This window comes from Catenulispora sp. MAP12-49 (assembly GCF_041262705.1).
GTDB lineage: Bacteria > Actinomycetota > Actinomycetes > Streptomycetales > Catenulisporaceae > Catenulispora.
This window is the reverse complement of the sequence record NZ_JBGCCP010000019.1, coordinates 20,966-47,272: the sequence shown is the minus strand read 5'-3', so window position 1 is coordinate 47,272 and position 26,307 is coordinate 20,966. Positions and strand designations below refer to the sequence as shown.

Here is a 26,307-nt window from a genome sequence, read left to right as displayed (position 1 = left end):
ACTGTCAGCGCGCTGTGCCGAGCTGTCAGCGCCGCCTGTTATGCATGCTTACAAGGGGCGAATATGCCCTAACAAAATGCTGCGCCCCCTTCACACCCCCTCGCCGCCGAACCGCCCCTCCAACCAGCGATAGACCCCCGGCGCCACCCCCTGCACCGCCCCCGGCACCCGCAACCACCGCGGCACATAGACCTCCGCCGCCCCCTGCTCCACGCACCGCACCACCGCGGCGGCCGCCGCCTCCGTCGGGATCGGCTTGGGCCAGCGGCGCGCGTAAGGCGTCCCGCGCCGCTCGAAGAACGGTGTCGCGATCACCCCCGCGACCACCACCCCGACCCCGACCCCGGTGCCCCGCAGCTCGCCGCGCAGGCTGTCCGCGAAGCAGCCGAGCCCGGCCTTCGTCGCCGCGTAGACGGACTCGCCCGCCACCCCCACCCGCCCCGCGATCGAGCTGACGAACACCACCCGCCCGGCGTCCCGCTCCCGCATCCCCGGCAGCAGCGCGCGGGTCAGCGCGATCGGCGCGGCCAGGTTCACCGCCAGCAGCCGCTGCGCCGTCCCGGCCGGCATCGCGCCGAAGTCGCCGTACCAGCCGAAGCCCGCGTTGTTCACCAGCACCTCGACGCGCCCGCGCCCGGCCTCCAGCGCCCGCTCCGCGAGCCGTTCGGCCTCGCCGTCGCGGGCGAGGTCGGCGCAGACGGGCACGCCGTCCACCGCCAGGGCCACCTCGGCGGTCGCGCGCTCGTCGCGGCCGTGCACCACGACGCGGTAGCCGCGGCGGGCCAGGGCGGCGGCGGTGACGGCGCCGATCCCCGACGAGGCCCCGGTCACCAGGGCGACCCCGGCCCTCATGACGCCTCGGACAGCGCCAGCGCCTCCTCCACGAGCGCCTCGACGATCTGGGCCTCGGGCACCGTGCGGACCACTTCGCCGCGCACGAAGATCTGGCCCTTGCCGTTCCCGGAGGACACGCCGATGTCGGCCTCGCGCGCCTCGCCGGGGCCGTTCACCACGCAGCCCATCACCGCGACGCGCAGCGGGTGCGGGAACCCGTCGAAGGCCGCCTGCACCCGCTCGGCCAGCTTGTACACGTCCACCTGCGCGCGCCCGCACGACGGGCACGAGACGATCTCCAGGTGCCGGCGGCGCAGTCCCAGCGACTCCAGGATGCCGATGCCGACCTTGACCTCCTCCACCGGCGGCGCCGACAGGGAGACCCGGATCGTGTCGCCGATGCCCTCGGCCAGCAGGATGCCGAAGGCGACGGAGGACTTGATGGTGCCCTGCATCAGCGGCCCGGCCTCGGTGACGCCCAGGTGCAGCGGGTAGTCGCACTGCTCGGACAGCTGGCGGTAGGCCGCCACCATCACCAGCGGATCGTGGTGCTTGACCGAGATCTTGATGTCGCGGAATCCGTGCTCCTCGAACAGCGAGCACTCCCAGAGCGCGGATTCGACCAGGGCTTCGGGCGTGGCCTTGCCGTATTTCTCATAGAGCCGCTTGTCCAGGGACCCGGCGTTCACGCCGATGCGGATCGGGATCCCCGCGTCCTGCGCGGCGCGGGCGATCTCGCCGACCTTGTCGTCGAAGGCCTTGATGTTGCCCGGGTTCACGCGCACCGCGGCACAGCCGGCGTCGATGGCGGCGAAGACGTACCTGGGCTGGAAGTGGATGTCGGCGATGACCGGGATCTGCGACTTCTTCGCGATCATCGGCAGCGCGTCGGCGTCGTCCTGGGAGGGCACCGCGACCCGCACGATCTGGCAGCCGGCGGCCGTCAGCTGCGCGATCTGCTGGAGCGTGGCGTTCACGTCCGCGGTCAGGGTGGTGGTCATCGACTGCACCGACACCGGCGCCCCGCCGCCCACCGGCACGCCGCCGACGTCGAGCTGCCGGCTGATCCTCCGCAGCTCGCGGGCCTGCTCGGCCGGGAAGGCCGGCAGCCCGAGATCGATGGCGTTCACAGTGCCCTCCTGTCCGCAGGCTTCGCCGAGCCGTTCACCTTGCTGGTCGCCGGGCCGTTTGCCGGGCCGTCCGCCGAGCCGTTCGCTGAGCTGTTCACCGAGCTGTTCACCGAGCCGTTCACCGAGCTGTTCACCGAGCCGTTCACCGAGCCGTTCACCTTGCCGACAACCGGCGGGACGTCGGGGATCTCGATCAGCTCCGGCGCCACGGCCCGGGGCCCGGCCCGCAGGCCGTCGACCACGGTCGTGACGACGTCCCGCACCGCCATCCCGGCGCCCTCCAGGATCTCCTCGCGTCCGCCGGCCGCCAGGAACTCCCGGGGCAGCCCCATCACCCGGACCGGCGTCGTCGACTCCGCGTCGGCACACGCCTGCGCCACCGCCGTCCCCATCCCGCCGCTGCGCACCCCGTCCTCGACGGTCACCACCAGCCGGTGCCGGTCGGCCAGGTGCGTCAGGTGCGGGTTGACCGGCAGGATCCAGCGCGGGTCGACCACCGTCGCGCCGATCCCCAGGCCATCCAGCTCCTGCGCGGCGGCCAGACAGGTCCGCGCCGTCACCCCGGCCGCGACGATCAGCACGTCCAGCGGACGTCCGGCGGCCCGGTAGAGGATGTCGACGCCGTTCATCCGGGTGTGCGCCTCGATGTCCGGCCCGGCCTCGGCCTTCGGGAAGCGGATCACGGTCGGCGCGTCGTCGACGGCCACCGCCTCCCGCAGCAGTTCCGCCAGCCGCGCCGGGTCCCGGGGCGCGGCCAGCCGCAGGCCCGGGACGACCCCGAGGATCGCGCTGTCCCACATCCCGTGGTGCGAGGCCCCGTCCGGTCCGGTGACCCCGGCGCGGTCCAAAACGAACGTGACGCCTGCCCTGTGCAGCGCCACGTCCATGACCACCTGGTCGAAGGCCCGGTTCAGGAAGGTCGAGTAGACGCACACCACCGGGTGCAGCCCGCCGGCGGCCAGACCGGCGGCTGAGCAGACCGCGTGCTGCTCGGCGATGCCGACGTCGAACACCCGGTCCGGGAACCGCTGCGCGAACTCGCCGAGCCCCACCGGCAGCACCATCGCCGCGCTGACCGCCACCACGTCGTCCCGCTCGGCCCCGATGGCGCCCATCTGCTCGCCGAACACCTCGGTCCAGCTCTTCTTCGGCGCCTTGGTGGGGACGCCGGTCAGCGGGTCCACGACGCCGACCGCGTGCATCCGGTCCGCCTCGTCGCACTCCGCCGGCGCGAAGCCGCGGCCCTTCGTGGTGAGCACGTGCACCAGCGCCGGCCGGCCCAGCGCCGCGGCCTCGCGCAGTGCCTGCTCGGTGGCGGCGATGTCGTGGCCGTCGACCGGGCCGACGTAGGCCAGCCCGAGCTCGCCGAACAGGTGCCGGGCCCGGCGCTCCGGGCGTTCTCGGGAATCTGGGCTTTCTCGGGAATCCGGGCTTTCTTGAGAATCCCGGCGCAGGCCGCCCAGGTGGTTCGCGATGCCGCCGATGGTCGGGGCGTAGGCGCGGCCGTTGTCGTTCAGGACGATCACCACCGGCCGGTCGGCCGCGCCGGCCAGGTTGTTCAGGCCCTCCCAGGCCAGCCCGCCGGTCATCGCGCCGTCGCCGATGACCGGGACGACATGCCGCCGCGCGGGGTCGCCGGAGCCGTCGGCCAGCTCGCCGCGCAGCTGGAAGGCCTTGGCCAGGCCGTCGGCGTAGCTCAGCGCGGTCGAGGCGTGCGAGTTCTCGATCCAGTCGTGCGCCGACTCCGAGCGCGAGGGGTAGCCGGACAGCCCGCCGTGCCGGCGCAGCACGTCGAAGCCCGCGGCGCGGCCGGTGAGGATCTTGTGGACGTAGCTCTGGTGGCCGGTGTCGAACAGCAGCACGTCGTGCGGCGAGCGGAACGCCCGGTGCAGCGCGATGGTGAGCTCCACGACGCCCAGGTTCACCCCCAGGTGGCCGCCGACCGCGCACACCTTCTCGATCAGGAAGCCGCGGATCTCCTCGGCCAGTCCGGCCAGCTCGGCGGTATCCAGCCCCGCCAGGTCCTCTGGGTCTTTGACCCGCTCCAGCACCGGGTCGGCGGGCTGCCGCCGGGGTGCCGGAGACGATGACGAAGACTTGGCGGTCGTCCGCATAGGGACTCCTAACACTCGCCTACCATCGCGGCGCGGAAGCAACACGTGTGACTCCCACCGCACCAGGGTGGTCGCCTTCGCAGGCTCGCGCGTGTCCAGCGGGACGCCTGTGGTCGCCGGGCAGCGGGTTTCGTCCCTGGTCAGCACTCTGTGACCGGGGCCACGGGGCATCTGCCGCGGTTCGTCTGTTCGGGCGATCCGGGGCGGCGCAAACCTCCCCGAACGACTGCGGAAGGTACCGGGGCCGCTACCCAGAGCCGATATTTCGGGTCGACGACTGGCAAAAGAGTAAGAATCGCAAGATCGATGCGTGAAACGGCGTCCATGTGCTACACACTGGGAATCCACGCGCAGTCCACCTATGTCGGACAGCGAAGGCGACCAGCTGATCCGGCAAGGCAGGGAAGATGACCGTTACCTCGGCTCCGACACTGACTCCGATACTGACCCCGATCCCCACCGAAGTAGGGGGCGGCGGTCCGGCGCTGATGGCGCTTCCAGCAGGAGTGGTCGAGCCCGGGACCCCGGCGAAGGCCACCTCGGTCCGCCCTCCGATAGCCCCGGTCGCCCCCGGCGACACCGCCGCCCTGTCCACCCGCGGCCTGACCGTCACGGTGAAGCACCGCGGCGTGGTCAAGACCCTCCTGGACGACGTCGGCTTCGACGTCCCCGACCAGGCCCTGGTCGCCGTCATCGGCCCCTCCGGCTCCGGCAAGTCGACCCTCCTGCGCGCCCTGACCGGCTCCCGCCCCGCCGACTCCGGCGAGGTCCGCTACGCCGGCCGCGAACTGCGCGCCGAGTACTCCCTGCTGCGCCACCGCATCGGCCTGGTCCCGCAGGACGACGTCCTGCACGCCCAGCTCACCGTGAAGGCGGCCCTGCGCTACGCCGCCGACCTGCGCTTCCCCCAGGGCACCACCGCCGAGCAGCGCGAGCGCCGCATCGACGAGGTCCTGACCGACCTGCGCCTGACCGAGTTCGAGGGCAACAAGGTCGCGACCCTGTCCGGCGGCCAGCGCAAGCGGGTGTCGGTGGCCCTGGAGCTGCTGACCAAGCCCACGGTGCTGTTCCTCGACGAGCCCACCTCCGGCCTGGACCCGGGCATGGACCGCGACGTCATGCGCATGCTGCGCTGCCTGACCGACGAGGGCCGCACCGTCCTGGTGGTCACGCACTCGGTGGCCGAGCTGCAGGCCTGCGACCTGCTGCTGGTGATGGCGCCCGGCGGGGGAGTGGCGTACTACGGCCCCCCGCAGGAGGCGCTGCAGTTCTTCGAGTGCGAGACGTGGGCGGACGTGTTCCACGCCTTCTCCTGCCGGCGCGACTACGACTGGGCCTCGGCGTACCGGGCGTCGGAGTACCACGACAAGTACACCGCGGAGTCCGCGGAGTCCTTGGAGTCCTCGGAGTCATCTGAGGCCGCCACGCTTCCTTCACCGCGGTCTTCGAGCGAGGACCTTGGTCCCATGCAGGCCCGGGACCTCAGCGTGACCGTGGCTGCACCGGCTGTGGCTGCTCCGGCTCGGGCTGCGGTGGCGTCGGCTCCCGCGGCTTCGGCCCCGGCGGCGTCCGACCCGGCCCCGTCCCCCGCGCCGAAGGCGCCCTCCCAGGCCGCCCTGGCCTCCAGCTACTCCACCCCGCGCGCCGAACAGCGCTGGGGCTCCCAGCTCCGCACCCTCATCCGCCGCTACCTCAGGGTGATCGCCTCCGACCGCGGCCACCTGTTCCTCCTGGCCGCCCTCCCGATGATCATGGGCGTCCTGAGCCTGGCCATCCCGGCCGCCTCCGGCCTGGCCGCGGCCTCCGGCGGCGACAAGAACACCGACGCCCCGACCGTCCTGCTGGTCCTGGCCGTCGGCGCGTGCCTGACCGGCGCCGCCAACGCCGTCCGCGAGCTGATCAAGGAACGCGGCATCTACGACCGAGAACGAGCGGCAGGACTGTCCCGCTCGGCCTATGTGATGTCCAAAGCCATCGTCCTAGGCGTGATCACCGCGACCCAGACGATCGTCCTGTCCGCGATCTGCCTGCTGCCCCGCAAACTACCGGCCCACGGCCTGATCATCTCCGGCACCGCGGTCCCCGAGCTGATGATCGCCGCGGTCCTGCTCGGCGTCACCTCGATGCTGCTGGGCCTGGTGGTCTCCGCGATCGTGCGCACCACCGAGAAGACCATGCCGCTGCTGGTCCTGATCACCATCGTCGAGGTCGTCTTCTGCGGCTCGCTCTTCCCGCTCTTCCACAGCCTGGGCCTGGAGCAGCTGGCCTGGCTCTCGCCCTCGCGCTGGGCGGTGGCCGCCGAGGCCTCGACCATCAACCTGCCCAGCATCATGGGCCCACCCCAGGGCCGCACCACCACCGACCCGCTGTGGCAGCACTCGGTCGGGATGTGGTGCGCGGACATCGGCATGCTCGTCGTGCTCGGCGCGGCCTGCCTGGCGCTGGTCCTGCGGCTGCTGCGGCGGCATGAGTCCTCGCTGCTGCGGGGCTGCTGAAGCCGCGACTCCCTGACGGAGTAACGTCGGGAACCCATTCCCGACCCGGAGGCGCGACAGTGGCAGTGGCGGAACCGAACGCACCGACCCCGGCCGTTCCGCCGCTCACGCTCCACTGCCCCGCCTGCGACAACCACTACGCGCTCCAGGACCTCGCCTGGCGCTGCGCCGACTGCCACGGCGTCCTGGAACTGTCCGGCTTCACCCCGGCCTTCCCGAAGCCCGCCGACCTGGCCCGCCGCGCGCCCACGCTCTGGCGCTACGCCGAGGCCCTACCGCTGGCCGAACCGGCCGCCATCACCCTCGGCGAGGGCATGACCCCGCTGGTCACCGCCCCCGGACGCCCCGACGTCCGGCTCAAGGTCGACTACCTGATGCCCACCGGCTCGTTCAAGGACCGGGGCGCCGTCCTGCTCGCCGCCCTGGCCGACAACCTGACGGTCGGCCGCATGATCGCCGACAGCAGCGGCAACGCCGGCACGGCCATCGCCGCCTACGCCGCGCGCGCCGGCATCGCCTGCGAGGTCTACGTCCCGGAATCGACCTCGGCCGGCAAGGTCGCCCAACTCCGCGCCTACGGGGCCACCGTCCACCAGATCCCCGGCTCCCGCGAGGACACAGCGGACGCCGCGGCCCAGGCCGCCGACGAACCCGGCACCCTGTACGCCAGCCACGTCCACAACCCCTTCTTCTTCCACGGCACCAAGACCTACGTCTTCGAACTGTGGGAACAACTCGGCGGCCGCCTGCCGCACACCCTGGTCCTCCCGGTCGGCAACGGCACCCTCGTCCTCGGCGCCCACCTCGGCGCCCGCGAACTGCTCGCCGCAGGCCTGATCGACCACCTGCCCCGCATCGTCGCCGTCCAGGCCGCCTCCTGCGCACCGCTGGCCACGGCCTTCCAAGCAGGACAAGACAAACCCGCGACGATCACTGCCGAGCCCACCCTCGCCGAAGGCATCGCCATCGCCCGCCCGGCCCGCGGCACCCAGGTCCTCGCCGCCATCCGCTCCACCGGCGGCAACATCACGACCGTCACGGACGACCAGGTCGCCGCAGCCCACGCCGCTCTGGCGCGCGCTGGTTTGTACGTGGAGCCCACCGGAGCCGCGTGCTGGGCAGCCATCAGCGCCGGACTCGTCGGGGAACCGGACACCGCGCCGGACCCCGACCTGCCGTTCGCGGTAGCTCCGCTGTGCGGCAGCGGCCTGAAGTCCAAGCCGCCGACGTCCTGAAGCCCGGGCCCTGATCCGCACCCAGCTGTAGCCGTTTTGCTGCCCCCTATCCCCGAATCGCCTCGACGATACTGATCACCGCCAGCACCCCCATGATGCCCGCCGCGACCCGCGTGATCACCGTGATCGGCACCACCTTCAACAACCCGCGGCCGCCGACGATCGCCAGCCCCGCCACCGCCCACAGTCCCAGCGTGGCGCCGATCCCGACCGAGATCGGATCGTGGTACTTCGCCGCCAGGTTCGCCGTCACGATCTGCGTCAGATCCCCGAACTCGGCGACCAGGATCACGCCGAAGCTCATCCCCGCGACCCGTCGGAACGTCGCCGGCTTGTCGCCCTTGAGCTTGAGCTCTTCCTCTTCCTCGGCCTCATCATGGCGTCCGCGCAGCAAAAGGATCGCGCCCATCAGGAACAACGCACCAACCACCGCATGAAGCAAACGGCCAGGCAGCAGCGTCAGCAAGCTACCGGCGAGGATGGCGAGCACCACGTGCACCAGGAAGGCCGCCGCGGTGCCGACGAAGACATGCGAGGGCCGATAACGGGTGCCGAGCACCAGTGAGGCCAGTGCGGTCTTGTCCGGCAACTCGGCCAGGAAGACAATCCCGAACACCGTCAGGATGATGATGAGATCCACGGAGGACTAGTCCTTCAAATCGGGCCGCATCCGAGGCCCGATTTCGGGGAAGGCTCCGGCGCGGCAGCTGTCGCTGCGGGCCGAAGGTCTTGCTCAACGCCTTCGCAGACGTCCCGGGGGCCGGGCCCTAGGCGGGCCAGTATGTCGACATCCCGGCGTTGGAGCTACTCCCCTTCGCGGTGCTCCCAGAATAACAGCCCCACGCCCCGCCCCGTCCGCCCCCACCCCGAACCTACCGCCGCTGCCTGCGCCCATCGACGCTGGCGGTCAACGCACTGAGCAGCTCGGGAAGCCCTTCCGGGGTCTGCGCGGGCAGCCCCGCGACGGTCTCGTCCGCCAACTAGCACCACACCTCCTTCACCCTCGCCGCCAGCTTCCGGCCACTCTCGGTCCGCTCGACGACACTGGCGCGCTTGTCGTCGGGGGAGGGCCACGCCGCGGATGCCCAGCCGCCGGCAGCGCGTGCCTCCTCCTCGGTCTTCGGCTGGCTGGCCCAAGCCCACACCGGTGCCGCCTACCTCACCGACATCCTCGACCCCATCCTCCTCATCGCCACCGGCATCGGCCTGACCTCCCCACCCTCATGGCCGCCACCATCGCCGCAACCCACACCACGAACCCCTCCCGCCCAGCCCTGGCACCCGGCTACCACCTGGTCTTCCTGACAGCAGCCGCCCTAGCCCTGGCCATCGTCGCAATCAGCGCCTACCACGCACCCGACCTGCGGATCCACCCATGACTTGCCTTCCGCAAGTAATCGATATATCGTTAACGTATCGACAGCAACCAAAGACTGTCGAAGACAGGCCAAAGACAGATCGGAGACGATCGTCACCCTCCAGAAAGAGGACCCCATGAACACCCCCACCCAGACCCCCCGAAGCCGCCGCGCCCAGCGCCACGGCCACCCCGGATGCCACCACCACTCCGACCGCCGCGACTTCACCGCGCGCGACTTCACGGACGAAGACTCCGACCGCCGCCATTCCGGCCCGCGCGGCTACGGCCGCCGCGACTCCGACCGCCGCGGCTACGGCCCCCGCGTCTTTGACCAGGGCGCCTTCGACCAGCCCGACTTCGGCCGCCGAGGCCCCGGCCCGCGAGGCTCCTCACGCCGCGATTCCGACCGCCGCGACTCCGACTTCCGCGGTCCCGAGTCCCACGACTCCAACCGCCGCGACTCTGCTCGCCCGGACTTCGACCATTCGGACTTCACCCCGCGCGGTTCCCGCCGCGACTTCACCCCGCGCCGCTCCCGCCGCGAGTATGACCGCGGCGACTTCGCCCGCTCGGACTTCGACCGCCGCGACTTCGCCCCGCGTCCCTCCCGCCGCGACTTCGCTCGCTCGGACTTCGCTCGCTCGGACTTCGCCCAGCACGGTTCCCGCCGCGACTCCGCGCGCCCGGACTTCGCCCCGCGCCGCTCCCGCCGTGCCTTCGCCCTCGGTCTCGACCTCGACCCGCGCGCCCTCGAATTCGCTTTCGCTCACGGCCTCGACCCGCGCGGCCCCGAATTCGCCCGCGCCCTCGAGCGCCACACCGACCCGCGCACCTTCGGCCCCACCCGCCGCAACCGTCGCACCCGCGGCGACATCCCCGGCCCCGCCTTCGGTCCCACCCGCCGCACCCGCGGCGACTCCGACCCCCGCGAAGCCGACCGCGCCGCCCGCCGCGAAGAGCGCCGCGCCGCCCACCGCGACCAGCACCGCGCCGAATCCCACGAGCACCACCGCACCGCCCCCCACAACAACAACCACCACCACTGCGCCGAGCACGACCGCGAGCAGCGCCACACCCCCGACCGCGAGCAGCGCCGCGAGGCCCACCGCGAGCACCACCGCACCGCCCGGGCCGAATCCCGCCGTGCAGCCGCCGAATCCCGCCGCGCCGCCCGCACCGAGCCCCGCGACTCCGGCCGCCCCACCCCCGACCAGCGCGCCGCCCGCCGCACCACCCGCGAAGCCCTGGCCGGCGCCGACCGAGCCCTCCGCAAGCTCACCAACGCCTACGCGGCCGCCGTGAGCACCCCCAACCCCACCCACCACGACCAGGCCCGCGCCATCCTGGCAAAAGCCCGCCGCGACCTGCGCACCATCCTCACCCCCGAAGCCTGACCCACCCCCGGCCCCGCCCACCGGCGGGGCCACACAACCCACCAGAAACGTCAGGCTGGAACCCACCCCCGACCCGCTAAGATGAGCCCGCGTCGCCGCCAGGCCCTCGTAGCTCAGTGGATAGAGCACCGGACTTCTAATCCGATGGTCGCAGGTTCGAATCCTGCCGGGGGCACTCTCTGACCAGCAGCCGGACCCTTCCCAGGGGCACCGAATTTGGTCGCCACACCCGGATTGGTCACCGATTGGTCGCGCGGCTTTCGAGGCACCAACGCGGATGCCGACTCCGCGGCACCACGGCCAACGTCCTTCAGTAGGTGCGAGTAGGTGTCCGCGGTGATCCCGATCGAGCTGTGACCGAGACGCTTGGACACGATCTCGATCGGCACGCGGGCCGCGAGCATCAGCGACGCATGCCCGTGGCGAAGGTCATGCAGACGGACCCGGCCGAGCCGCCGGCGCTCATCGTCCGGCAAGTGCGCGTCCTCGTCGAACCGCACCGCGTCGATCAGGTCATGGAACAACTCACTGACGTCACCCGGCACCAGCGGATCGCCGCCGGGACGCGTGAACACCAGACCGTGATCCCGGTACGCGTCGCTCCATTTTTCCTTCTCGGCGTCCTGCGCGAGCTTATGCAGCAGCAGGGCGCCGACGATTCTGTCTTCAAGCTCTACCGGCTTGTTCTTGCGGCCTCGGGACTTCGGCTTCATGTCGAAGACGAGGCCGCCGTGCGCTACGCCGCAGTACGGGCATTCCGGCTGCTGGCCGGTGCGCACCTTGTTGCAGGCCTTCACCTGCTGGTTCACAAGTAGGAACCGCTCCGTGAGGTCGAGGTCAGACCAGCGCAGGCCGAGCACTTCCCCGCGACGAAGGCCTGTTGCGGCAACCGTCTCGAACAGGATGGACAGCTGGTGCGACGCCACCGAGTCCAGGAAGGCTCCGAGCTCCTCGGCTTCCCACGGGTGCACCTCGGGCCGCTCAGTCTCCGGCAGCTCGACGAACTGCGCCGGATTGCTCAGGATCAGCTGCCGCTTGACGGCGACCGTCAGCGCGCTGCGCAGAGTCGCGTGGATGCGCGTCACGGTAGCGGCGCCGCGGTCGTCGCCCTTGCCGAGATCTTCCAGCAGCTTCTGAATATGCCCGGGTCGCAGGTCGCGGAGCTTCAGCCGGCCGATACGCGGCACCAGGTGAACCCTGATGTGGTCGCGGTAGCCGTCGGCGGTCGTGTCCTTGATCTTGCCGAGCGCCTGCCGCTCGTCGACCCACTGGTTTAGCCAGGCCGCGACCGTGGTTCCGTCGTCGGCCACGTAAGTGTCGGTACGGACCTGGTTCAGAACCTTGTTCAGTGCGTTCTGCGCGGCCGTCTGCGTCTTGAAGCCGCCTCGCTTGAGCTGCTTGCGCTTGCCGGTGACCTCGTCGACCCCGACGTCGGCAATGTACGACCACGACCCGTGATCCTTTGGGCAGTTGAGACGCTTGCGCGACTCTTTGCCGGTCTCCGGGTCAACCAACGTCTTGTACTTCACCGGGCACGTGCAGCGCTTGAGCGTCGAGCCCTTCATCAGTCCCCCTTCATTGCTTCGTAAGTTGCCTTCCGCCGTGCCGTGGTGACGGCGTAGAGGCGCGTGATGGCCTCCACGTCTTCCACGGTGAGCAGGTCGAGCGACAGCGCTCGGTTTATGGCCTGGGAGACCAGGTCATAGTCCGGATCGCCGCTGGCGGCCTTGTCGACGAGCAGGTCGTACAGCAGTTTTCGCACTGACTCCCACGTCTCGGCGGCGCGACCGCCGAGCAGCTTTACGAGATCTTCGCCGCTAATGACTTCGCTGGACCCGCGCGACGTGATCTCGGCGTCCGGCGAGGGCGGCTCATAGAACCAAGTAATCGGCAGGTCAAAGCCGCGCGAGAAGGCAAGAAGGTGACTCGCCGTGAACTCGCGAACCCTGGGCCCCTCATATGACCGCTCTGCAGCCGAGAAGACAGCCGGCGACCAGCGTTCGCCAAGAAAAGGCTCCAAGTGTTCGGCAGCTTGGGCCTGAGTCCACCCGCGAAGCTGCCGCGCGCGGCGCAGGTTATAGGCGACCACCTGGTCAAGGGTGATCGGCGATGTTTCCTGTTCCATGGCGCCACGGTAGCACGGGATTCAACGCTCACACAGATTTGAGCACGTCTTTTCCACAGTGAAGTTGACTCGTGTTCACCGGTGGCTACATACTGTCTCCATGCAGAGAGATCCAACTCCCGTGTTGAATCGCCCTGTACCGCCGTTTCGGGCGGTTAGGGTGGCGCGCGGCTGGTCGCTGCGGGAAACGGCACGTAAGAGCGGCATGGATGCTGGTCACCTGTCAAAGGTTGAGCGGGGACAAGCCGGTGTGAGTGTTGACCAACTCAAGCGGCTAGCAGATGTCTTGGGGCTCACCGAGTTGTCGACACTGCTCGCCCCATATAGCGGGGCCGAGCAGTGAGCGCCCGCAAGGTCTGGACCGAGGCTGACATACGCGCCCTCGGCGTGCGCACCGACGGCGTCACGGCCGTGCAACTGGTGTACGGGGTGGGGCGCACCAGGGCCTACGAGATCCTTCGGTCAGGCGTGACCGACTTCCGTGTGATCAAGGTCCCCGGCAGTAACCGCTACGTCGTGCCGACCTCGGAGATCCTGCGCCTGCTGTTCGGAGACGCCGGCGTGGATCCGCTGGGTGCGACGTCGGACAGCAACAACCATTCGAAGCTCAGACTCCTGAGCGCCGCAGATGCCGACCCTCCCGGTGCGCGTGCGTCGTAGCCGCAGCCCCAGTACTTCACAGGTCCCGAACATGACGAAGCGGCCGGCCCCTACCAAGACCAGCCGCTGAAAGACGTCGCCACGCCTCAACTTCGACCCTAAGAAGGTAGCACGTAATGCCACGTCAGGGCACGAATCCCGTGCCGAAGCCACAGGCTCGGCGCAGCAAGCCGCCGCGCGTCCGTGGACGTCTCGTGCTGGTAAAGACCCATGCCGGCACGCAGCAGAAGTTCATCTTCTACAACTGCAGCGCCTGCGGGTCGCAACACCGGGTCACCGAGTTCGGGATCCGCGTCACCGCCTGTCGCAACGGGCTGGTGTTCGTCGTCGCCGGCGGTGCCTGATGGTGCGGGCCACGATCCGGAACCGTGCCGACGCCGACCTGAACGCGTCGTTCCGGGCTTGGTCCCACCTCACCGCCTACGGGCTGGCATCGCAGATCGTCTGCCGCACGTTGTTCCGACGCTGGAATTTGTGCGCCTGCGGTTGCTGCCGCTGGAACGGCGGTGCGCGGTGAGCGAGTACATCACCGTCTCCACGGACCTGCAGGAGAACCTCCGCGCCGCTGATCGCCTGGTGAACATCATCGGAGCGCAGCGCGACGAGGTGGAACGCGCCTACCAGCGGGGCTGGCGCGAATGCGGCGAAGCCCTGGCCTACGCCATCGCCGACGCCTTCGAAGCCGGCCGCGCCGACATGAAGGACGAGATCGACGCCACCTGGGCCGAGGTCGCCGAACGCTCTCACTTCCTGGGCTCGCCGATGTCCCGCACCCACGCGGAGAAGCGCGCCGAAGAACTCGAACGCATCAAGCCCCGGCCGGGCGACTTCCCCGGCGTCGAGCAGGACCCGCAGTGCATAGAGCGGTGCCGCGCATCCGTGGAAGCCATCGCCCGTCACCCGAAAACCCGCGCTGCGGCCACGCTCGCCGGACTCCTGCGCAGCGTTTTGCAGGCCGACGCACCCGACCGAAGCCGCCGCCTCCGCTGGGCTGCTGACAAAACCTTCGAGCACGCCGCGCATGGCCTGTTCGAGGCAGAAACCGCTGCTCAGGCTCTGATGGAAGCCGCCACCGCCGCAGGCATCGACGAAGGCGCGGCACAAAGCCTGATCTCCTCCGCCTACCGCAGCACCACGAAGGGCGCGACATCGTGACCAAGCGCTATGGCACCCCGGCAGGCCCGCGGAGCAGGGAAAACGCAACTGCAGGGCCGTCAGCTGACCCGGCCGAGGCGATCGCGCTGAAGCACCTCAGCAACCAAGGACGGGGGCGCAATCACGGATACGGTTCCCCGGAATCCGCTGACAGAACTGACAGAACCCCCTCTGGGGTCCGGGAATCAAGTCAAAACGGACACGCCGATAGTTCTGTCAGTTCTGTCAGCGGATTCCCGGGTAGCGAATCTGGCACTGGCACGCGGCCGAGCGCCCCCGGCTGGGAAGACCCGCTGCCCATTGACGCGCCGCCGCTTCCCGTGTTCCCGGTGACTGAACTTGGGGACAACCTGTCCCCGATGGTCGAAGCCGCCGCGGAGCAGTTCCAGGTGCCGGTCGACCTCGCGGCGATGACGGCGCTTGGCATCATCTCCGCCTCTGTCGGCGGCCGACGGCGCATCAAGGTCCGCCCTGGATGGGATGAGACGACGTCGTTGTGGGTGGCCGGACTCGCCGGATCCAGCGAACTGAAGTCGCCGCTGATTCGGAAGCTCAGCGCACCAATCCGCGACGCCGAAAAGGCGCTCCAGATCGAGCGGAAGGACGAGATCGAAGAGCTGGAGCAGGACCGCCGCATCGCCGAATCACAGATGAAGGCCGCGGAAGCCAGGGCCGGGACCGCCAAGACGGAAAATGCCCGCAAGGAGGCCACCGCAGACGCCAAGGCAGCCCGCCAAAGGCTCGCTGAGATCGGCCAGGTCCCCAAGCCGCCGCGCATCATCTTCGGCGACCTCACGCCGGAGATCGCGGCCAAGCGCTGCGCCGAGCAGGGCGGCCGGATCGCCATCATCTCCGCCGAAGGCGGAACCCTGGAGATGATGAGCGGCGGCTACTCCAAGGACCAGCCGAACATCAATTTCTTCCTGAACGCCTACTCCGGCGACTCCGAGCCCGTGGACCGGATTACCCGCGAAACGATCCTGTCCGACGAGGCGCACGTGGCCATGGCACTGCTGTTCCAGCCCGCAGTCCTGGACGGACTCGCCCGCAAGCACGGCAAGCTGCAGGGAAAGGGCCTGTTCGGCAGGTACCTCTACACCCTTCCGGTCTCCCGCGTAGGAAGCCGGATTGAGAGCGCCGACCCTGTGCCGGCCAACGTCGACAACGCCTACGCGAGGCGCATCGAAGACCTCATCGACAAGGTCTGGGACAGCGACAGCGACACTATCGAATTCACTACCGAGGCCGCGAAGGTGCTGGCCACCTACCGGGCGTCCATTGAGCCTCGGCTGGGGCCGCAAGGCGACCTGCGAGGCATCGGCGAATGGGCCGGGAAGCTCGCAGGCAACTGCGCCCGCGTTGCCGCGCTGCTCGCCCTCTTCGACAACCCCGGATGCCGCGAGATCGACGACAAGCACGTCAACAAGGCAGTCAACCTCGGCCCGTACCTCATCGCCCATGCCAAACGGATCTACGAACTGATGGGCCGCAAGGAGGAAGACGAAACCCTCGACGTCGCCCGCGACGCGCTTGCGTGGATCCGGCACCGCACCAACCCGCTTCAAGACTTCACCAAGCGCGACATGCAGCGTGGACTCAGTCGCCGTATCGCATCCGCAGACCAGGTGCAGGACGCACTAGATCTCCTTGCCGAGGCCGGGTGGGTGGCGGTACAGCCCGCCCCGGAACGGGCCGAAGGCCAAGGCGGCCGGCCGCCATCCCCCCGATACGACGTCCACCCATGGTGTGCCGAAACCCGCTGACAGAACTGACAGAAAGGAACCAGCCCATGTCCTACTACCCGTCCGTCATCGCCCGCCCGAACTCCGCCGGCTTCGCGGGCCGCACCGTTCACACCGCCGGCCCGCCCGAATACGTCATCGGGCTGCTGACCTGGCTCTACCACGGACCCTTCGGCCGCGACCTGGACGCCATGCAGCGCTTCCTGATTAACGAGCACCCCGGCGGCTGGTCCCAGCTCGGCGACGACCCCACCGCCGACACCGGCTGGAACAACGACAAGCAGTTCGGCCGCGACGGCTTCGTCTGCTACTGCCACGGCGACCGGCACAAGACGCTCGCCCCGTTCACGCAAGACAGCGACGCCACGTTCGTCGATTGGCTGTACGTCATCAGCGCCGACGGCATCGACGTGTCCCAGGCCGACTGGGGCGACTCCGAAGACTTCAATGACGACACCCCGCCCGCCTGGCGACACCTCGGCCGTGTCGGTTGGGACGACGACGCAGCCCGCATCAAGACCATCGTCCGCAGCGTCACCAGCCCTGCCTGACCGCCCGCCCGAACGTGGAGAACACCATGACCGACCCCGAACAGATCGCCCGCGAAGCCCTCGGCCGCCTCGGCGAACCCGCCGGCGACAACCCCACCGAGCAGATCCACCACCTCGCCACCACCACCAGCGCCCAACTCCAAGACGTCCGCGCCCGCATGGTCGCCGGCGGATGGCTCCCCGACCCCGACGAATACGTCACCCTCGCTGACCGCGTCCTCATCTCGCTCTCCGCCGACGCCCGGATCCAGCGGTCCCGGGAAGTCGCCACGCTCGAGGCGTGGCTCACCGTTTCCGAAGGTCGTGACGCATGACCCGAAGCAAGGTAGGTCGTGACGGGCCCCGCTGCGGCGCCAAGCTGCGGCAAGGCGAGGGCACCTGTACCCAGGTCGCCGGCTGGGGCACCGGGCATGTCGGCGAAGGCTCTTGCAAGCTCCACGGCGGCGCCACCCGCTCGGTGACCAAGGGCGCGAACCGGGTCCTGCTCGAACGCCAGGCTGCCGAACAGCTTGCGCGGCTCGACGTCGCGCCGGTCGCCGACCCGCTTACTGAGCTGTCGAAGCTTGCCGGCCAGGTCCTTGCGTGGCGCGATGCCCTCGCCGAGAAGGTGAACGAGCTGACGTCGGTGAGGTACGAGAACAGTCACGGCGGCGAGCAGCTCCGCGCCGAGGTTGCGTTGTTCGAACGATCCATGGACCGCTGCGTCAGTGTTTTGGCGGCGATTGCCCGGCTCGACATCGACACCCGGCTCATGCGCATCAGCGAGGCGCAGGCCGAGCAGGTGGTGCAGGCAATCCGCCGCACCTTCGCGGCCGTCGACCTGACCCCGGAGCAGCAGGCGCAAGCGAACATCATCGTGGCCCGCGAGCTGCGGGCCCTGTCGAATGGAAGTAAGTCATGAGCGACTTCATGGACACTGCCGCTGCGGCGTTGGAGCGTTTGGCCGTTGCCGATGCAACGGTTGAGGCCGAGTACGGCCGCTGTGTTGCCCCGGACCGGTTCGAGCGGTACGAGGACGGCCAACTCGTCTCGACGCTCGTCTACGACGCCCCGGACGGCCGCACCGTTGCCTACCAGGTCATTGGCGTGTCGTGGGCGGACCTCTGCTAGGCCGAAAACCACCGGATTAGATATCCGGACCCCGCACCAAATGTGCAGGTCAGAACCCATGTGGTCACGCGCTGGTCACGCCCAATGAAGATCAAAACGGCGGAGGCCTGAGGTTCTGAAACGAGCAACGGCTGACCGACAACAGCCCGCGCCGGGCTCACCCCACCCGCATTACCCCGATCACGGAAAGCACGTACATGACGAACTTCGATAGGCCGGTCGAGATCTTCGAGATCCCGGAACAAGGCCCGTGGGTGGCCCGGTGCCCGTTGTGCAACAGGACCACAACAGCGGCCGGACGGTTCTGCATCGCTGCCGTCGGCGCCGGCGGCCGTCGCCCCGTGTGCGGCAGGTGCGTGGCGAAGCAGGCGCCTGCACTTGCTCGGGCGTTGAGGGACCTGAACCGGCTGGCGGAGTCACTGCTCCAGGTTGAGCCACTGTTCGCGTCGCCGTGCGCCGACGCCTTGAACGTACTGTCGAGCGATGCGAAGGCTGCTGCGCCCACCGGTGAAGATCCCGGGGCTGCGGCCCGGACCTCCGCTGGCAGGGCAATGCTGGCGGTCATCGCCAGGCAGTGCTACCGCCTGACGGACATCTCGGTGGCCGACACGATCGGTGACGCGGATCCGCTGCTGGTTATTGCGAGCTTGGCGCGCCTGATCGCGTCGAAGATCGAGGAGTCGACGACGGACGTTGCGGGCATGCTGGCGTGGACGTTTGTGCACCTTGCCGCGGATGAGGACGAGGGATGACGTCACGTTACGTCGCTGGCCCGGCGGTGGTGTTGAGCGGCGAGGACTGCGCCCGTCTGGACGGCCTGCTGATGCGGGCGTTGGCCGACGCCCGGTTGCGGGACGCGTGCGTTCCCTCGTCGGTCCGGGAGATCGCCGCCGACATACACGCGGTTGCGCTGCAGTTCCGCTCATCAGTGCTGGTTGAGTCGGGTCCCGCAACTATTGGACCTGTTCTTAACGGTGAACTGCCAGCGTGGAGCCCGGAAGAACGGCTTTCCACAGCACAGGCCGCACGGCTTGTAGGCGTGTCGGACTCATACATGCGGCGCCTGTTCCACCGCGGCGACCTGCCGGCAACCCCAGCTCGCGGGGGCGGCTACGAGGTGGACGCGACGGTACTGGCGTTGTGGACGGCCGACAGGCAGCAGCGCGAAGGGTATGACCATGGCCACGCCAAGAAGCGGCGAACGGTACTCCGAGGTCACTAGGGCGCACACGCCGGAACTGTCCGGACGCGTCAACGAGGTGGCCGCCGCGCGGGCTCAGCACCTTGCCGAGGACCCATTTACGACGGCCGAGGACATTCGGCAGTTCCGCGCCGAGTACGCGGCTGAGCGAGCGCGGCGGAAGGCTGCGGCTGCCCAGCTGGACCGCGACCTGCTTGCGCTGATGGAGACGTCGAAGAAGTTGTCGCGGCAGAACCGCCGCCAGTAAGGCGCCCGGCCGTCCGATCTGGGCCTGAGCACGTAACCCGCACTTCAAATCATTGGGAAAGGAATCCGCCATGGCGCGCGCCAAAGCCACTATCGAACCTCAGGAGCAGCCGGCCGAGCAGCCGGCCGCACCCGTCCGACCGAGCGATGCCACGACCGAGCCGACGACCGTATCGGTCATCGCCCAGACGCTCGCCGAGGTGCTGGCGTCCTATGCCTTCTCGCTGGCGTCGTTCGGCGCCGCCACCCTCAGCCCGGAAGGCATCGCCGCGTTTACCGCCATCACCACCGCGCTCTGCGACACCGAGGCCACCGCGCAGGGCCGTTACGACGTTCCGGCCGCCGCGGCGTTCTGGCTCTCTTCGGACCTGATGGGCAGCCGGCACAAGCGGCCGGTACTCACCGCCGGCGAGGTTGCCCTGGGGAACGCGGTGTCGCAGCAGGCGCCGAAGTTGGCACAGCGGCTCGCCGGGCAGGCCGCCAAGCGGACCCGGCGTCCCGGTGCCGTGGTCGAGCCCCGGCCGCTGGTCGAAAGTCCCGTGCTCATCACCGAGCCGCAAAACGCGCGGTTCCCGCATGGCCAATACACCGACGGTTTCGGACGCCCCACCGGGCCCAAGCCTTTACTGCGAAGCACGTTGTGACCGCGCGCCCGTATCGCGCGGCGCGGCCGTAGCCGGCGCCACAAGACCGCCCGGACACCTTCCTGGGGATGGTGGGGTGTCCGGGCCTGCCGACCTCGCCACCCATTACAGGTAGGACCCCCTTCATGAACGACGCTGTCACGGCGGCCGAGGACATAGTCCGCGGCGCCGCTGCCGCAACCGGGCAGCTGCTCGACGTCAGAGAACTGCACCTGAAGCTCGCCGCCGAACAGCTCACCCGCGCTGCCTGCGCCGCACAGGACGCGCTGGCGGACCTGTACCGGGCCGCAGAGGCATACGGACCCTTGCAGACCGAGGCGTACCACCAGGCGGCCACTGCGGGTCTGTCCGCCCCGCACCAGCCCGACGGTACGAGCCCATTCGATACTGCCGCCGAGCCTGACGGCCTGCTGATCCTGCATGGCATCGCCTACGCGAGGTTCAGTCCGGCGCAGGCCCTGCTCAGTACGCTGACCTACGTCCTGAACGAGACCGTTGATCTGCCTGCCGGCACCCGCGTTGAGGTGCGCGTGCAGGGTTCCGCGTGGGGGCAGTGATGGGTATCGCGCCGCTCGCCGCAGGTTGGATCCGCACCCGGGGCAACTGGGGGAAATGGGCACTCACGTCGCCCACGACGGCCGGTTCACCACCGATCCAGGGCCCGAACGACCCGATCGGTTTAAAGGTCGAGATATACCTTGGGTCCGTCGGCTGGATCGACATCTCTCCGTTCGTGTACTACCGCGACAAGATCCGCATCTCGCGTGGCCGACCCGACGAGACCTCGCAAGTCCAGCCGCAGACGGCCGCGTTGACGCTGAACAACCGCGGCGGGACGTTCACACCGCGACTTGCCACCGGGCCCTACTTCAAGCTGATTGGTCGCAACACCCCGATACGGATCTCACGTACCTGGAACGGAGAGCGCTTTTACCGGTACTACGGTGAGGTCCCGGCGTGGCCAACAACCTCGGACATCTCCGGGCGCGACGTGTACGAGCAGATCCAGCCCTCGGGGATGTTGCGGCGGCTGTCTCAAGGCAACAAGCCCATCGGGTCGGCGATGCGGCGCGCCTACGCCGTCTCTCCGCCCTCGACACTGATCGCCTACTGGCCCTGCGAGGACGGTGCCCAGGCGACCTCTCTGGCTTCCGGGCTTCCCGCGCAGAGCCCGATGCTGGTGTCCGGCACGCCGAAGCTGGCGTCCAACAGCGACTTCATCTGCTCCGACCCGCTACCGCTGCTCTCCGGCAGCACGTGGATTGCCGCCGTCCCGTCGTACACGCAGCCGACCCCCGCGTTCGAGGTCGGCAACGTGGTGCGGTTCCTGCTGTCCGTTCCGGCGTCTGGCGCTTACGACACCGCCGTCATCGCTCGGGTCTACACCACCGGCACAGTGGGCTTCTACCACGTGCGCTACGGCGCTGCCAACGGCGGCTCGCTTCAGATGACGGCCTATGACCAGCTGGGAAACGCTCTGTTCACGTCAGGCTATGTGGCCTTCGGCGTCAACGGTCTTCCGGCACGGGTTTCAATGGAGCTGCGGACGTCGGGTTCGAACATCTTCTGGAGCCTGTCGCGCACGCCCATCAATTCCGGCGGCCCACCCGATGCCACTGGCATCTGGAGCGCGGCGACCGTAGGCAAAGTCACCCAGGTGGTGATCAATCCTGACGGGCAAATCAACGATACGGCCGTTGGCCACGTCTCCGTTCAGTCGGACTACCAAAACACCGTCTCAGACCTGCAAGCGCTTACCGGCTGGCTTGGTGAGCCGCCGTGCTCCGGAACCAACCTCGTGCCTCAACTCAATGTCGTCGACACCGACCGATTTTCGCGGCTGTGCCGTGAACAGAACGTCCCGGCCGTTGTGCGCGTCAGCACGGCCGGCTACGACACGGACCAGGCCGACAGTTCCGGAGTGGTGTGGTCGGGGGTGGGCCCGAACCCGGTCAATCCTTCTATGGGCTATCAGCTCACCGACACGTTCGCGAACCTGATTGAAGAGGCCACCAGCACTGGCCAGGGCTTGCTGTTCGAGGCCAGGGACCAGATTTCCCTGGTGATGCGGTCCCGGCAGTCGCTGTACAACCAAGCACCGCGGCTTACGCTCGACCATTCGCAGCATCAGCTGTCCGCGCCGCTGAACCCGCTCGATGACGACCAGATGACCCGCAATGACATCACCGTTACCCGTAACAACGGATCGTCGTATCAGCTGGTTCAGACAACCGGGACGTTGTCGATCCAGCCGCCTCCGGCGGGAGTCGGGGACTACGCGGCCGTCTACAACATCTCCCTTGGCGCCGATTCGCTGCTGCCGGACCAGGCCGGGTGGCGGCTGCACCTGGGCACGGTCGACGAGCCTCGGTATCCGACTATCAGCTTGAACCTGAGGCACACGTCGTTCACGTCGAACATCGACTTGATGAACGCGGCGCTGACGTTGGACATCGGCGACCGAATCGTGATTGTGAACCCAGCGCCCGAGCTGCCGCCGGACCCGATCAGTTTGATCGTGCAGGGCTACACCGAAACACTCGGCATCTACGAGCACGACATGGTGCTGAACTGCTCACCGGAGTCGCCGTATGAGATCGCGATCCTTGAGGATCCGGTGCTGGGCCACGCCGACACCGACGGCTCGACACTGGCCAAGGACTACCCGCTGGGCACTGAAACCACGATCAGTGTGGCGACGACCGGCGCGGCCGCTGGCTCCCCGCTGTGGACAACAAGCGCTGGCGACTTTCCGTTCGACATCGCGGCCGGTGGCGAGCGGATGACGGTCACGAACATCACGGGTGCGGGCAGCCCGCAGACGTTCACAGTGACGCGGTCCGTAAACGGCGTGGTCAAGGGTCAAACATCCGGCACTGACGTGCGACTGTGGCGACCGATGATCCTGAGCCTGTGAGTGAGGAGCAGCGGTGAACGTGGTTCCAGCGCCGCCGCTGAAGAACGTGCAGGTACTGGCGGGAACGTCCTGCTGATAAGGGTCAGTAGGCATGCCAACGCCCGGCCGCATCATGGCGACCGGGCGTGTACGTCTACGTCACAGCGTGGGCAGATCCCATGACCCGAGGGTGGGGTGAACGATCGTTTGGCGGCCGGGCGTGACGCTGACGCGGAACGTGGATTGATCGGGACTCCCGGCCGCCGTCCACCGTTCAACAACGTCCTCGATCCGGTCGCCAATCTGCTCCGTGCCGGTCTGGCTCACGGTCCAGTGGTCGCCGTCCTCGGCGAACCACGCGGCCGAGTCCGACTCCCGGTCCAGCATCAGAATCCTTCGCCCGCCGGCCTCGGAGTACTGCACCCGCTGGGCAGTCGGAGCGGCGAGCTGCGCAAGCCAACGCGCCGTCCAGTCCCCGAGTACCTCGCCGGTGACTGCGGTCCTCCGCGACGTGCCCGCCCGATCGGGCAGCACCGGAAGCGGCGGAGCCTGGTGTGCGCGCGCCGGCATGAACGACACCATCCCCGGCAAGACGGTGCCCTGCCCGTGGCCTGTCTCATCGAAATCGACGGAGACCAGCGCGGACGCGTCCATCCATCCCCACAGGGTCGTGAGAATCCGCCCGCCGGGCACGGCAGTCTGGCTAAGCCATGCCTGAGGAATTACCCGGACCGAGCACGTGGCGATGATCCGATCGAAGCGCTGCTCCGGGACGCCCTCGAGTCCGTCACCGACGATCAGCGTCGGGTCGTAGCCTGCGGACTTCAGATGTGCCGCCGCACGCCCAGAGACCTCAGGGTCCACCTCGATCGAGGTCACCAGCTGCGAGCCGAGCCGTTGGCACAGAAGCGCGGTTGAGTATCCGGTTCCGGTCCCGATCTCGAGCACGTTCATACCGTCCTCGACGTCGAGTTCTTCGAGCATGCGGACCACGAGAGAGGGCAGCGTTGATGACGAGGTTGGGGCGCCCTCGACGGGGCCGGCCGCTTGCGCCGGGATCGTCTCCCCGTCGAGCTGCGTTACCCAGCTCTGGTCCTCGTAGACGAGATCGAGGTACCCCGGCGTGTCGGGCCGGATCGGCTTCCACACGGTGTACTTGCCGCTGTTGTCCGGCTGGAAGATCCCAGCGGGCAGGAAGTCCTCACGCGGAACCACCTCGACCGCCGCACGCCAAGCGGGTGACCGAAGGTCCCCGCTGTTCTGGATGGTGTCGGCCAGCCGTTGCCGACGCGCCTCAGATCCCGTAGTCGAAGACACCCGTCACCTCACCTTTCATCAGAAGATCAGCCATCGCGCTTGTCAGCGGTAGGCCCGTGGGCGGTTCCATCCACAGGAACTGGCCGGAAGGGTTGCACTCCAGGAACCACCATGTCCCATCGGCGTCGAGTGCGAAGTCGAACGCGCCGTACACCAGGCCGCGGTCATCCATGAACCGGCGAAGCGCGTCGTCGACTCCACGCGGCGTCTCGATCACCGTGTACGTCAGCGCGCTGTAGTCGGTTCGCCAGTCGAGCAGTCCGGAGTCAATCCGCACGGCGAACACCCGGTCGCCAATGACGGTCAGCCGTACATCCGCGACCTTGTCCACGGCAACCTGGAACAGGTGCGCTGTCCCGGCAACGGAATCGTCGATGTCTTCCGGGCCCAGCAGCTCGACCCCCACGGTCTTCGCGACGTTGTTCTCGTCGAAGTAGGTGGGGGTGGCGAGCGGCTTGAAGATGACGCGCCCGTGTTCCCTCGCGAAGTCCCGCGCGCTCTGCGGGGCGCTGGTGATCAGAGTTCGCGGAACGCGGAACCCGGACTTGATCGCCGTCGCTAGTTGGAAGGGCTTGTACTCGACGTCACCGGCCCGGAAAGGATGGTTGACGTACAGGCACCCCGGAAGGCTCGCCAAGACGCCGCCAAGTCCGTACCGGGCATGGAGCGTGGCGTAGGTCGCCACCTGTGGGTCAAGGTGGTCGAATCGAAACTCCGAGGGCCGCCGGTACCACAGCGCCCTGATGTCGCCAACGTCCGCAGCCCGGGTGTTGGTGCGGAGTTCCCCTGCCCACTCGATGCCGTTGCCGGCCGCTGCGGAGAACGTGACGCCGGTCGGGAACTCCCCGGTGTCGAGCCGCACGACCGGGACGCCCCGGCCGTGCAGCTCCGTGATCACCAGGTCGGCCGTGCCGTCGTATAGGTCCGTCACGACCAGAACAGGGCGATCACGCGTGTTCACTGGTCGCTGCTCTGGTCTTTGCTCGTGTCGGTGTTGCCGTTCGCGCCGTCAGAGCTGGTCGAGGTGCTCGTCTCGCTGCTGGTGCTGGTCCCGTGCTCTCCCATCTCGATGACGTTGCCGGCCGCGTCGAAGTGGACGGCGAGCTGCGTGGCCGGGTCCAGCTCGACGCGGGCCGGGGCCGGGAACGTCGCGCCGGGCGAGAAGGAACGTAGGCGCGTGGTCACGAACGGTGGGGGGGTCGTCTGCACCTCGGTGTGGGTGGTCCCCGTGGGCATCCGTGTGCTGTTCGCGAACAGGGTGGGCATTCGGTCTTCCTTTCGGTTGGGGCTGTCGCCGGGTGGTTGGTGGTGATGACCCGCCGGCTTCCGCCGGCGGGGGCTTCTGGTTACCGTTCCCGTTGCGTGCTGGCCTGACTGTCGCTACGGACTTCGAGTCGGGGGTGAATCCGTACCCATGCCGACTTCGATGTGCCTTACGCGTCGGCTGCCGGTGGTGCGTAGGGCGCGCGGAACGGGGCGCCGTCGGCTGCGTCGGCGTAGAACCGCAGCGGGCCGAGGTCGTGCACGCGCAGGCCGGCGCGCAGTTGCTCGGCAACGTGCTCCAGGTGCCCGGCGTTCAGTCCGCGCGGCATCGGTCGCCTGCCAGTGGCGTATTCGTCGGCGACGGCGGCCAGTTCGGCAAGACTGCCGGCGTAGACCGTGAGGTCACCGACGTGTTTGGTGCGGGCGGTCATGCTGCCGCCTCGGCACGCTTGATGATCTGGACGTATCGGGGCGGCACCTGCCATTCGTAGCCGCCGCCGACCGGCCGCAGCCAAAACGTACTGATACCGGCCTGCCCCGGTGTGGCCATCACCTCGCCGATGGTGTCGCTCCGGATGTCGCGGGCCAGGTCGCGCCCGTTCGGGTTCGACGTCATCTCGCCGGCCCCCGCATCGCATTGGCACCGGCCGGGGTTGGCATTACGTCGCAGAGCCCGAACTGCTCGGCCTCGGCCATGGCGTCCGTGAGTTCCTTGCTGTCCACCGCCAGCCGGGCCAGAGCCTCACGCACGCGCGTGACCGCCGTAGCGACCCGGCCGCGCACCGCCCATAGTTCGAGTTGATCCACCGGAAGTCCCTTCGCAGTTGTCTGACCT

28 protein-coding genes, 1 tRNA gene and 1 pseudogene are annotated in these 26,307 nt (G+C 68.8%); 18 read left to right on the top strand and 12 right to left on the bottom strand.

Features of this window, described 5'->3' with window-relative positions; genetic code table 11:
* Positions 1–90: 90 nt before the first annotated feature.
* The 3 genes from ABIA35_RS29930 to ABIA35_RS29920 are packed head-to-tail and all read right to left on the bottom strand — an operon-like array spanning position 91 to position 4,078.
* Positions 91–852 carry an SDR family NAD(P)-dependent oxidoreductase gene (locus ABIA35_RS29930; RefSeq protein WP_370339085.1) on the bottom strand — a complete coding sequence of 254 codons (762 nt, stop codon included), beginning with the start codon at positions 850–852 and terminating at the stop codon, positions 91–93.
* Positions 849–1,964 (bottom strand): flavodoxin-dependent (E)-4-hydroxy-3-methylbut-2-enyl-diphosphate synthase, encoded by a 1,116-nt coding sequence (gene ispG / locus ABIA35_RS29925; RefSeq protein ID WP_370360053.1) that lies wholly within the window; start codon positions 1,962–1,964, stop codon positions 849–851. Before ispG ends, ABIA35_RS29930 begins: the two co-directional genes overlap by 4 nt.
* On the bottom strand, positions 1,961–4,078 hold the full coding sequence (locus ABIA35_RS29920) for a 1-deoxy-D-xylulose-5-phosphate synthase (protein ID WP_370360052.1): 2,118 nt from the start codon (positions 4,076–4,078) through the stop codon (positions 1,961–1,963). The genes ispG and ABIA35_RS29920 overlap by 4 nt, the downstream gene beginning before the upstream one ends.
* 407 nt (positions 4,079–4,485) lie before the next feature.
* Here ABIA35_RS29920 and ABIA35_RS29915 point away from each other — a divergent pair, with 407 nt between their 5' ends.
* Both ABIA35_RS29915 and ABIA35_RS29910 read left to right on the top strand, forming a co-directional pair.
* Positions 4,486–6,573, top strand: a complete 2,088-nt coding sequence (locus ABIA35_RS29915) for an ABC transporter ATP-binding protein/permease (protein ID WP_370360051.1) — start codon at positions 4,486–4,488, stop codon at positions 6,571–6,573.
* 59 nt (positions 6,574–6,632) lie between these two features.
* Positions 6,633–7,808 (top strand): pyridoxal-phosphate dependent enzyme, encoded by a 1,176-nt coding sequence (locus ABIA35_RS29910; protein ID WP_370360050.1) that lies wholly within the window; start codon positions 6,633–6,635, stop codon positions 7,806–7,808.
* 46 nt (positions 7,809–7,854) lie between these two features.
* Here ABIA35_RS29910 and ABIA35_RS29905 read toward each other — a convergent pair whose 3' ends face one another.
* A complete protein-coding gene (locus ABIA35_RS29905) occupies positions 7,855–8,448 on the bottom strand; it encodes a TMEM165/GDT1 family protein (RefSeq protein WP_370339095.1) in 594 nt (197 codons plus the stop codon).
* A gap of 854 nt (positions 8,449–9,302) precedes the next feature.
* On the opposite strand from ABIA35_RS29905, the gene ABIA35_RS29900 reads away from it, so the two are divergent.
* The gene (locus ABIA35_RS29900) at positions 9,303–10,562 is read left to right on the top strand and encodes a hypothetical protein (protein ID WP_370360049.1); all 1,260 of its coding nucleotides are present in this window, start codon (positions 9,303–9,305) and stop codon (positions 10,560–10,562) included.
* A 102-nt stretch (positions 10,563–10,664) separates the two neighbouring features.
* A tRNA-Arg gene (locus ABIA35_RS29895) sits at positions 10,665–10,737 on the top strand.
* Between the two features lie 196 nt (positions 10,738–10,933).
* Here ABIA35_RS29895 and ABIA35_RS29890 read toward each other — a convergent pair.
* Both ABIA35_RS29890 and ABIA35_RS29885 read right to left on the bottom strand, forming a co-directional pair.
* Positions 10,934–12,127, bottom strand: a pseudogene (locus tag ABIA35_RS29890) (Arm DNA-binding domain-containing protein); the annotation flags it as partial.
* A complete protein-coding gene (locus tag ABIA35_RS29885; protein ID WP_370360048.1) occupies positions 12,127–12,687 on the bottom strand; it encodes a helix-turn-helix domain-containing protein in 561 nt (186 codons plus the stop codon). The pseudogene ABIA35_RS29890 and the gene ABIA35_RS29885, both read right to left, overlap by 1 nt.
* Before the next feature lie 100 nt (positions 12,688–12,787).
* Between ABIA35_RS29885 and ABIA35_RS29880 the strand changes: the two genes are divergently transcribed.
* From ABIA35_RS29880 to ABIA35_RS29815, 14 genes are all read left to right on the top strand, one after another.
* The gene (locus ABIA35_RS29880; RefSeq protein ID WP_370360047.1) at positions 12,788–13,030 is read left to right on the top strand and encodes a helix-turn-helix domain-containing protein; all 243 of its coding nucleotides are present in this window, start codon (positions 12,788–12,790) and stop codon (positions 13,028–13,030) included.
* Entirely contained in the window at positions 13,027–13,347 is a 321-nt protein-coding gene (locus ABIA35_RS29875; protein WP_370360046.1) for a hypothetical protein, read from the top strand. The genes ABIA35_RS29880 and ABIA35_RS29875 overlap by 4 nt, the downstream gene beginning before the upstream one ends.
* 116 nt (positions 13,348–13,463) lie before the next feature.
* Entirely contained in the window at positions 13,464–13,691 is a 228-nt protein-coding gene (locus ABIA35_RS29870) for a hypothetical protein (protein WP_370360045.1), read from the top strand.
* Between the two features lie 169 nt (positions 13,692–13,860).
* Complete coding sequence (locus tag ABIA35_RS29865) at positions 13,861–14,502, top strand: hypothetical protein (protein ID WP_370360044.1); 642 nt, start codon at positions 13,861–13,863, stop codon at positions 14,500–14,502.
* A 359-nt stretch (positions 14,503–14,861) separates the two neighbouring features.
* Positions 14,862–16,265, top strand: a complete 1,404-nt coding sequence (locus ABIA35_RS29860) for a YfjI family protein (protein WP_370360043.1) — start codon at positions 14,862–14,864, stop codon at positions 16,263–16,265.
* A gap of 26 nt (positions 16,266–16,291) precedes the next feature.
* A complete protein-coding gene (locus ABIA35_RS29855; protein ID WP_370360042.1) occupies positions 16,292–16,795 on the top strand; it encodes a hypothetical protein in 504 nt (167 codons plus the stop codon).
* 26 nt (positions 16,796–16,821) lie between these two features.
* Positions 16,822–17,109 carry a hypothetical protein gene (locus ABIA35_RS29850; protein WP_370360041.1) on the top strand — a complete coding sequence of 96 codons (288 nt, stop codon included), beginning with the start codon at positions 16,822–16,824 and terminating at the stop codon, positions 17,107–17,109.
* A complete protein-coding gene (locus ABIA35_RS29845; protein ID WP_370360040.1) occupies positions 17,106–17,696 on the top strand; it encodes a hypothetical protein in 591 nt (196 codons plus the stop codon). Before ABIA35_RS29850 ends, ABIA35_RS29845 begins: the two co-directional genes overlap by 4 nt.
* Positions 17,693–17,905: a hypothetical protein gene (locus ABIA35_RS29840; protein WP_370360039.1), complete on the top strand. Its 213-nt coding sequence runs from the start codon at positions 17,693–17,695 to the stop codon at positions 17,903–17,905. The genes ABIA35_RS29845 and ABIA35_RS29840 overlap by 4 nt, the downstream gene beginning before the upstream one ends.
* A gap of 197 nt (positions 17,906–18,102) precedes the next feature.
* Complete coding sequence (locus ABIA35_RS29835) at positions 18,103–18,657, top strand: hypothetical protein (RefSeq protein ID WP_370360038.1); 555 nt, start codon at positions 18,103–18,105, stop codon at positions 18,655–18,657.
* 426 nt (positions 18,658–19,083) lie between these two features.
* Entirely contained in the window at positions 19,084–19,353 is a 270-nt protein-coding gene (locus ABIA35_RS29830) for a hypothetical protein (protein ID WP_370360036.1), read from the top strand.
* 70 nt (positions 19,354–19,423) lie between these two features.
* Positions 19,424–19,996, top strand: coding sequence for a hypothetical protein (locus ABIA35_RS29825; protein ID WP_370360035.1), 573 nt, complete (start codon positions 19,424–19,426; stop codon positions 19,994–19,996).
* Between the two features lie 125 nt (positions 19,997–20,121).
* Positions 20,122–20,553 (top strand): hypothetical protein, encoded by a 432-nt coding sequence (locus tag ABIA35_RS29820; protein ID WP_370360034.1) that lies wholly within the window; start codon positions 20,122–20,124, stop codon positions 20,551–20,553.
* Positions 20,553–22,913, top strand: a complete 2,361-nt coding sequence (locus ABIA35_RS29815; protein ID WP_370360033.1) for a hypothetical protein — start codon at positions 20,553–20,555, stop codon at positions 22,911–22,913. The genes ABIA35_RS29820 and ABIA35_RS29815 overlap by 1 nt, the downstream gene beginning before the upstream one ends.
* A gap of 138 nt (positions 22,914–23,051) precedes the next feature.
* Here ABIA35_RS29815 and tgmC read toward each other — a convergent pair whose 3' ends face one another.
* The 6 genes from tgmC to ABIA35_RS29785 all read right to left on the bottom strand — a co-directional run bounded on the left by tgmC (position 23,052) and on the right by ABIA35_RS29785 (position 26,279).
* Positions 23,052–24,209 (bottom strand): ATP-grasp peptide maturase system methyltransferase, encoded by a 1,158-nt coding sequence (tgmC, locus tag ABIA35_RS29810; protein WP_370360032.1) that lies wholly within the window; start codon positions 24,207–24,209, stop codon positions 23,052–23,054.
* On the bottom strand, positions 24,187–25,170 hold the full coding sequence (tgmB, locus tag ABIA35_RS29805; protein ID WP_370360031.1) for an ATP-grasp ribosomal peptide maturase: 984 nt from the start codon (positions 25,168–25,170) through the stop codon (positions 24,187–24,189). Before tgmB ends, tgmC begins: the two co-directional genes overlap by 23 nt.
* The gene (locus tag ABIA35_RS29800; protein WP_370360030.1) at positions 25,167–25,475 is read right to left on the bottom strand and encodes a putative ATP-grasp-modified RiPP; all 309 of its coding nucleotides are present in this window, start codon (positions 25,473–25,475) and stop codon (positions 25,167–25,169) included. The genes tgmB and ABIA35_RS29800 overlap by 4 nt, the downstream gene beginning before the upstream one ends.
* A 167-nt stretch (positions 25,476–25,642) precedes the next feature.
* Positions 25,643–25,903 carry a hypothetical protein gene (locus tag ABIA35_RS29795; protein ID WP_370360029.1) on the bottom strand — a complete coding sequence of 87 codons (261 nt, stop codon included), beginning with the start codon at positions 25,901–25,903 and terminating at the stop codon, positions 25,643–25,645.
* A complete protein-coding gene (locus tag ABIA35_RS29790) occupies positions 25,900–26,088 on the bottom strand; it encodes a hypothetical protein (RefSeq protein ID WP_370360028.1) in 189 nt (62 codons plus the stop codon). Before ABIA35_RS29790 ends, ABIA35_RS29795 begins: the two co-directional genes overlap by 4 nt.
* Positions 26,085–26,279: a hypothetical protein gene (locus tag ABIA35_RS29785; RefSeq protein ID WP_370360027.1), complete on the bottom strand. Its 195-nt coding sequence runs from the start codon at positions 26,277–26,279 to the stop codon at positions 26,085–26,087. Before ABIA35_RS29785 ends, ABIA35_RS29790 begins: the two co-directional genes overlap by 4 nt.
* Positions 26,280–26,307 lie beyond the last annotated feature (28 nt).